Genomic DNA, 7,762 nt, shown 5'->3' on the forward strand with positions numbered 1-7,762 from the left:
ATGACCGCCGGCACTCATCGCTCGGATACCTCGCACCGGTCGACTACGCTCGGCAATGCACCCATCAACTGGAAACCGACGACTCGCACAGCGACCGGACCGAATGAAGGGGGCGGCCCACCTCGGCATCGAAACGCTGAGACTTCCACGCGACTTTCATGCCGCGCCAGAAACGACCGCGGCGGTCGGACGCGCGTCCCTTAGTGAGCTGAGATCTGCAACCGACAGATCGTAATCGACACGTCGGATGTGGCCCCGGACGCTGGCCGCAACAGTACGACTCGAGAGCGCAGGGATGCTTCCATCGATACGCACCGCAAAGCTGTCGATCACGGAAAGACGGTCGTCGAGCGCCGAAGTGCCGTAACCAAGCATTGCCAGATGGGCTTGCAGAGCACCGCTCCCCAATTCCGCTTCGATGGCGCTGATTAACTCGCCGATCGTGCGGCCTCCCGCGGACTCGGCGAGGATGTAGACGATCAGGTCCAACGGGACGTCTCGATCCTGATCCAGTTGAGCGAACCCATGGACCGTTATATCGGTCGAATCAGCTCCGGCTGCTTTCACCTCGAGGCATGCCCGAGGGAACTCGAAGTCGTGCGAGCCGCTAGAAGGCCCGGTCCAATGCTTGAGAGCATCGGAACCCGAATTTGCTACGGCCTGCTCGAGGACAAGAAGTTCCGCAAAAAGCCCGAAACGTTGCGCCCGCCCGAACCTGTTTCCTGCGATTGCACGGAACATCGCACGCCAGCGAGCAAGAGCAACATCAACACTCTCGCCAGGATCAGGTGCGTCCGATGCGGCAGCGAGGACGTCGACGATGAGCTCATCGAACACGTCGAAAAGCTGACTCTCATCGCACCTGACGTCCAGGTACGCGCGCGTGGAGTCGCCGAAAGTCAGGGTGCGAACACAGTCTCGAACTGGCGACGCGATTTCGGTCCAAGCACGATGCGCAAGTCCGGTCGGGACAAGAAGGTGCCTGTTGCGATCGGGGTCGACAGCTATGCGGGCGCCGACATTGTCGTATCGCTCCAACAGAAGCGAGGACATACTCACTGCGGGGCTGCCACCGAATGCATGCCAGGAGCCAGCGAGCAACTGTCGGCCATCCGACATGGCGCTCAACCCTCGCCCTCCGATGCCCCTTCAAAGTCCTCCTCGTATGCCGAAGAATCTTCCGGAGTCACATCCGAAAGATCAACTGAAACCTTCTCCGCCTTCATCTGCTTGCGCTCTTCGGGCGCTCCGGGGAAGACGATTCCGATGCCCACAACCGGAGCGACTGCATCCAGAGGACGGCGAGACTCCTTGGACCTTTCCGTCTGAGGCTCACTCTTGGCATCAATCGGATAGATCACTAGCAATCCTTGATCACTACGCGTCCGGTGGTTGTCGCGCAGCGAGATCAGCTCTTGTTCGCTCATGAGGTCGAGCTCCCTAGTGGTGCGCCCGAGATCGAGCCCCCGATCTCCCTTATTCATCACGTTCTTGATGTCGGCCTTCTCTGGGTCGCCTGGCAGCCGTGCGCGAATCACCGGATTCCAGTCCCGACCACCGAGGCTCAGCGGGTCGAACGCGCCCCCGGGATTCGCGCCCTCGACGACGGCGACCGTCCATCGGTCCAATGCCGCCGGGCTACCGAGTGCCTGCTCTTGGATGAACTTCACCATCAGCTTGCGATCCAGGTCAGGGGAGTCGTCATGCACTTCGTACCGGGCAAGGAAGCGCGTGATCGCAGTCCAGGGCACTTGGTGGAAAAGGGTGGCGCGACCGTTCCGGTCGGCTGGCGCGAGGCTCGAGGTCTCGAGGAGTTCCGAGGTGGCGGCCACATTTGCAAGAAGCCAAGATTCGTCCTGCGGTTTGAAGTACCGGGTGTAGAGACGCCTGCCAGCGAAGGAGACGTACTGCGGCGAGGCTGCGCCCATCTTGGCGGTGATTCGCAAACTCGGGTGCGTCCGGATTCTCACCGCCGCGTCGAGGGGGGTCAGATCCTGACGCTGGTAGTGCTCGATGTCATCGCGCATTTCGCGTTCGACCGTCACCAGATGTCGGAAGTAGTGCCGCAGTTCTTGTGTCATCCAGATGCGGGGAAGGTCTTCGTAGCCGGTGCGGTAGCCGAACCATCGGCCCATCTGCATAAGGGTGTCGTAGGTGTTAGCCGAGCGCACAAAGAATGAGACGACGAGGCCCTCGAGCGTGAGTCCGCGCGAAAGCGTGTTTCCGCCGATCGCAATGGCGACTGTCGGCTCGTCGGGGTCATAGATGAGTCGCTCGTCGCTCCTCGAGTTGTCGAGGATGACCCTCGTGCTCTCGACGACCTCGACGAGGAACCGTTCCACATCCTCGAAACGGTTCTGCGCACGGCCCCAGACTGTTGCGGGAACGCGGGGAGACTCCGCGTCCCAGAGCGCTCGAAGTTCGGAACGGATCTGCGCTTCGGAATCCGAGAGGTCTTTGAGGACTTCGTCGCGGACGTCGGTGATGGGCAGCTTGAAAGCCTCGTGGACCGCGATCGGAATCGCCGTGTGGATCAGCATCGTGCTGTGCGCGTTCGCGTCACCGCGAGCGTGTCGAGCTGCCGTTGCCAGCCAGAACCAGAGCAACGCCTTGCGCAGCTCCGGGGTGATGACGGGCGTGAAGGAAGCGGCGTCCGCTCGGTTTCTTGGACGAAGGAGTGGGATCTCTGATGCGGGAACGATCCGGATCATGTCGTACCCGTCGTCGCTGTTCGGATCGTCGGGGGGAAGTTCGTTCCCGAAGATCGCTTCGGGGCCGAAGTAGCCCTCAGGTCTCGGGAGATTGAGGATGAACGATCTTGGATAGAGGTCGTCCGAGTTGGGGTCAATGAAGACGTTCGCGAACGGAGTCGCCGTGTAGCCGATATATGTATGACGCGGGGTGAGCTCGAGGAGCTTTCTGATCTTTGGGTTGATCGATGGCGTCGCGACCGACGCCTGGTCCGCCTCGTCGTCAATGAACAGAACCCGCATCTGCGCAAGCCGCGACCGGCCCGACTCCGTATCCAGCCAGGTGATGAGGCGCTGGAGGACACGAGCGTTCTTCTTGATGACGGCCAGCACCGTGCGTTGACTACTGAAGACGGAGACCGGAGGACTCGGCGGTTGCACAAAGTCACCATTCTCGTCTGTGAGAAGGTGCCAGTGTGTGGCGTTGGGGGCATGCAGTTGCGCAGACAGCCTCGCTTGCGTTTGCTTTCGGAGCCCGTTATGTACACCCGCCAGCACGATGATGAATCGATACTCCTGATCAGCGAGCTTCGCGATGACGGACGTGAAGTTCGTCGTCTTGCCGCTCTGCACGTAACCGACGACTAGACCCTTGCCATCAAAACGCGCGTCACTCGGCTTGGGGGTGTGCGCGACGACCTTGCTGGAGGATTTGTCTACGTCTTCAACCACGCTCGTCTTGAAGCCGGATGTGATGAATGTTTCTTTTAGGGGGTTCCAGTAGATCGCCTCAGCGGTTGGGCCGGCGTACCACGCTGCACCGCCAGCCTTCAGAATCGCTGGTCCGCCGCTCTCGATGTTCGCAACCTGGTCGGCGAAGTATGCCGCATACTGCTCCGCGTGTTGCGGCATCGCACCCTTGAACTTGTCAACCGCCGCGTCGACGCCGTACCGGTTCGCCCAATCCGCAAACACGGGATACATCTGAAAGTCCAATGGTCTGCCCTTCGCCCTCGTAGGTCAGAGAATATGGCACGCGGGCGCAGACCTCTGTGCGGCGCGGTGGCCAGGTCGACCAATCACCGGCGGGCCTGTCAACAACGGTGTCTCAGCGGAACGCGTGCCTTTGAGGTCGGTCAGCCAGGCTAGTCCTTCTTGTTCTCAGCGATCGCCAACTTCGTCAAGTCTGCTTCCCAGCCTTTGCCCGCGAGCTCCCAAGGAGCACTCCGGTTGCCCTCGACGGAGTGCAAGTAGCCATTATTTCGGAGGTATTGGGCTGCCCACCGGATGTCGTACTGCCACGTGAAGAAAAGATCGCCCGAGCTTCGCAGCTCGTGCTCGTGCACTTGCCATACGTTTCGGCAGACTTCGACTATCGTCCCGCTGCCACGCAGTGCGCGCAAAGACTCGACCACCCATGCTCGCAAGATTCGCCTGTCGGCCACGAAGAGCAGCCTACTGGGGCGCGGGCATAGCCCGCCGACACGATCAAACACGCGGCCTGTCCGAGGTGGGCTCGCATTTTTCCAGTGGAACTTGGTGCACGAACCGCACAACTTAAGTGCTGGGGTGTCTGCGGAAACGGGCCGATCAGCATCCCTTCCGGCGGCCGTCTCTACGCGCAGCACCTTTCGACGAGCAGCGGTACGCCACGCGAACCTAGCGCTCAACTTTCGGGACGATGTCTGCGACGTGTCTGACGGCACCGCTCACAGCTACTGCGCCTTTCGCTCCCACGACCTTGCCCCGTTCGATCGCCGAGTGGGCCCCCGGTTGGCTGTCCAGGAACTCTCCCGCCTCACGCCCGACGGCAGTGGCTCCGCTCGCGAGTTGTCGCTCATGTCATTCAGTCCATGCGGCAGCGGCTTCCCTCGGTGCTTCTGAAGAATGGACCACGCATCCTGCTCGTACGGGGACGGTTCCGACACCGCGTCAGCGCATTGCCTGCGACGCCCCGGCGGCTCTGCACTGACCTGTCGCGCGAATACATCGCGGCTGGGGGCCCGCGCACATAAGAAGTCTCAAACCTGATCACGGCGAGTCGGGTCGCGCTCCGGGAGAGCGCTAGCGCCATAGCTTCCGAGGTTCGAAGCGCCAAAGGAGGGTTTCGATTGAACGGTCCGGTGGGCGCGTTTGCGTTGTTAGAGGACGGATTCAACTCAGCGAAACGGAACTCTTCCGTCGACGGGACCCGGCGAGGAAGCTAGCGGCATGACCCAACCCCTCCGCTATGGCATCAACGTCTCGCTCGACGGGTTCGTCCACCATGAGCCGGGCCTGCCGCCGGATGCCGAGTCGATGGCGTTCTGAACCGATGAGCTCCGCCGCTACGACACCCTCCTCTACGGGGGCGTCACGTACGAGCTGATACAGGGTGCGTAGCGCCGACCCGCGTCGGGGCAGTTGCCGGACTGGATGGATGCCACTGAGGTCGCGTTCGCGGAGGCGATGGACCCGATGTGGAAGGTCGTGGCATCCACTTCTCTCGACGCCGTGGACTGGAACGCCGAACTCCTCGACGGAGACCTCGTCGACGCGGTGCGGAGGCTCAAGGAGCAGCCGGGGCGAGGGATCTCGCTCGGCGGGGTGCGGCTGCCGGTGGCGCTCGCCGCGGCGGGGCTCATTGACGAGTACACGTTCGTCGTGCATCCGGTGATCGCCGGTCGCGGGCCGCGGCTGCTCGACGGCGTGGAGCTAACACTCGAGCTCGTCGAGCGGCGGGAGTTCCGGTCGGGGGCCACAGTGCAGCGGTACCGAACCGATCACATAGATTCAGCGGCTTAGCGGGAATACGCGCCGGGTGACGAGTGTTGCCTTTTGCGAGCAGACTTGTTCACCGCCTGTGGTTGAGCCGACAAGATTGATTCTCGATCCGCGCGAAGCTCCAGTTGGCACCGGAAGGTGTCATGTGATTTGACCGATCTAGAGCTCCATGAGAGCCGTTCATAGAAGTGCCGACAGGCCGGCGCTTCTGGAGACGCGCCTCATGTACCTCCTGTTCGATACCTTCCGCGACTTACTTCTGATCGTCGCGCTCGTCCCGCTCGCGGCAAATATCTGCTCGCTTCTGCTCTACTTGCTTGCCATCGGGCTCGCGTTCGTCACGCCTTGGGAGCGGCGGATGCGGAAGCTGCTCGAAGTCGCCACGCCCGTCTTGCGAAGGGTGATGCCGCTCGGTACCCGGCGATTCCATGAGCGAATCGCAACACCGTGCCTCGTTCTGCTCGCGATGTTCCCGCAAACCGCGAAGGTTGCGCGGCGCATCCTTGCGATTCTCAAGAAGTAGAACGGTAGCCGCCCACTGACCGCTGGCTCCGGGTGACGTACTTGGGAACGCGCTGGCGCCGTGCCTTCACCCTGAAACGACCCGTCTTGGCATTCGGGCTTGAAACGCGCTGGCGGAAGCCCAGCGCGCGTCTGAGCCGTGCTCGAACGCCTGATCAACCACGTCACCGCCCGCGCCCGGGATCCGACGGCGCGACGAGGTCGGGTTGGCGAGAGTCGGGCACCAGAGGGCGGTGCCATTGCGCCTGATTGAACCGTTTCGTCGCCATATCAAGCACGAACGGCTGCCGCGGCGACCGAAACACTCCACGTCACGCCGAACCGGTCGGTCAGCATCCCGAACCCGGCGCTCCACGCCGACGCCGCGAGGGGCTCGACGATCGTGGCATCCACCGCCAGGGCATCCCAGTGGGCCTGTAGCTCGGCGAGCGTGGGTGAACTGATCGAGACGAACAGCGCCTGGTCGGTGATCGTCGTGTGGTTCTCGCGGCGGGTGGAGCCGCCGCCGGCGATGCCGCCCTCGGTCTGGCCGGGGATGTCGTACCCCATGAGGCGGAACCCGTTCTCGGCGACGACGAGGCCGAACACGACCTTGTCGGCGCCGGGGATCTCGGCCGGCATCCCGAAATCGGCGTACGTGTTCACGACGAGGTGGCCGCCGAAGACGGACTGGTAGAACTCCAGCGCCTGGCGGGCGTCGCCGCGGAAGTTCAGGTGAGGGGTGGTCTGCACGGACATGTCTGCTCCTTGGGTCTCGGGCCGGATCGGCTCGTGAGACCACCCTCGCAACCGTGTAGGTCGGTTTCTGTCCTAGACCGGAAATACCCTGGATGCCATGACCACGACATCGCGGCTGCTCACCCTGCTGTCGCTGCTGCAGACGCGGCGCGACTGGCCGGGGTCGCTGCTCGCCTCGCGGCTCGGCATCACCGATCGCACGGTGCGGCGCGACATCGATCGCCTCCGCGAGATGGGGTATCGCATCGAGGCGACGATGGGTCCGGACGGCGGGTACCGTCTCGACTCCGGCGCCGAGATGCCCCCGTTGCTCTTCGACGACGACCAGGCGCTCGCGGTGGCGGTGGCGCTGCGCACCGCACCGGCGCTCGGCGCGGGCATCGGCGAGGCCGCGATCCGCGCGCTCGCGACGATGCGCCAGGTCATGCCCTCGCGCCTGCGGCACCGCCTCGACACCCTCGACGTCACCACGGTCGCGCGGCCGGGGGAGGTGGCATCCCCCGACATCTCGCTCGACGTGCTTGTGACGCTCGCGCAGACGATCCGCGACCGGGTGACGCTGCGGTTCGACTACGGGGCGGACTCCGCGCGGCGCGTCGAGCCCCACCACCTCGCCGTCTCGGACGGCCGGTGGTACCTCGTCGCGTGGGATCTCGACCGCGACGACTGGCGGATCTTCCGGGTCGATCGCCTCCGTCCGCGCATCCCGCACGGCGCCCCGTTCACCCCGCGCACGGTGCCGGGCGGAGACGTCGACGCGTTCGTCTCGGCCCGGTTCAAGGGCGCGGATGCCAACGCCTGGCCGTGCCGCGGAACGGTTCTGCTGCACCTTCCGGCGCGTGACGTGCTGCCCTTCGCGGGCGACGGAATCGTCACCGCGGTGGGCGAGCGTAGCTGCATGCTCGAGGCGGGATCGTGGTCGTGGGGATGGGCCGCCCCCTTCATTCGGTCCGGTCGCTGTGCGAGTCGTCGGTTTCCAGTTGATGGGTGCATTGCCGAGCGTAGTCGACCGGTGCGAGGTATCCGAGCGATGAGTGCCGGCGGTCATG

General features: G+C 63.7%; 5 protein-coding genes and 1 pseudogene. 3 read left to right on the forward strand and 3 right to left on the reverse strand.

Features of this window, described 5'->3' with window-relative positions; all coding sequences use genetic code 11:
• Positions 1-156: 156 nt before the first annotated feature.
• Positions 157-1,119, reverse strand: coding sequence for a PD-(D/E)XK motif protein (locus MHY30_RS14780; RefSeq protein WP_308192670.1), 963 nt, complete (start codon positions 1,117-1,119; stop codon positions 157-159).
• Positions 1,120-1,124: 5 nt separating this feature from the next.
• On the reverse strand, positions 1,125-3,674 hold the full coding sequence (locus MHY30_RS14785; protein WP_239279142.1) for a Z1 domain-containing protein: 2,550 nt from the start codon (positions 3,672-3,674) through the stop codon (positions 1,125-1,127).
• 1,431 nt (positions 3,675-5,105) lie between these two features.
• Here MHY30_RS14785 and MHY30_RS15415 point away from each other — a divergent pair.
• Positions 5,106-5,474, forward strand: a complete 369-nt coding sequence (locus MHY30_RS15415; RefSeq protein ID WP_308192671.1) for a dihydrofolate reductase family protein — start codon at positions 5,106-5,108, stop codon at positions 5,472-5,474.
• Positions 5,475-5,676: 202 nt separating this feature from the next.
• Positions 5,677-5,976: a hypothetical protein gene (locus MHY30_RS14795; RefSeq protein ID WP_239279144.1), complete on the forward strand. Its 300-nt coding sequence runs from the start codon at positions 5,677-5,679 to the stop codon at positions 5,974-5,976.
• A gap of 269 nt (positions 5,977-6,245) precedes the next feature.
• Here MHY30_RS14795 and MHY30_RS14800 read toward each other — a convergent pair whose 3' ends face one another.
• The gene (locus tag MHY30_RS14800; protein WP_239279146.1) at positions 6,246-6,713 is read right to left on the reverse strand and encodes a VOC family protein; all 468 of its coding nucleotides are present in this window, start codon (positions 6,711-6,713) and stop codon (positions 6,246-6,248) included.
• Between the two features lie 97 nt (positions 6,714-6,810).
• On the opposite strand from MHY30_RS14800, the pseudogene MHY30_RS14805 reads away from it, so the two are divergent.
• Positions 6,811-7,605: pseudogene (locus tag MHY30_RS14805) on the forward strand (helix-turn-helix transcriptional regulator); the annotation flags it as partial.
• Between the last annotated feature and the right edge of the window lie 157 nt (positions 7,606-7,762).

Source organism: Microbacterium sp. ACRRU (genome assembly GCF_022346945.1).
GTDB lineage: Bacteria > Actinomycetota > Actinomycetes > Actinomycetales > Microbacteriaceae > Microbacterium > Microbacterium mcarthurae.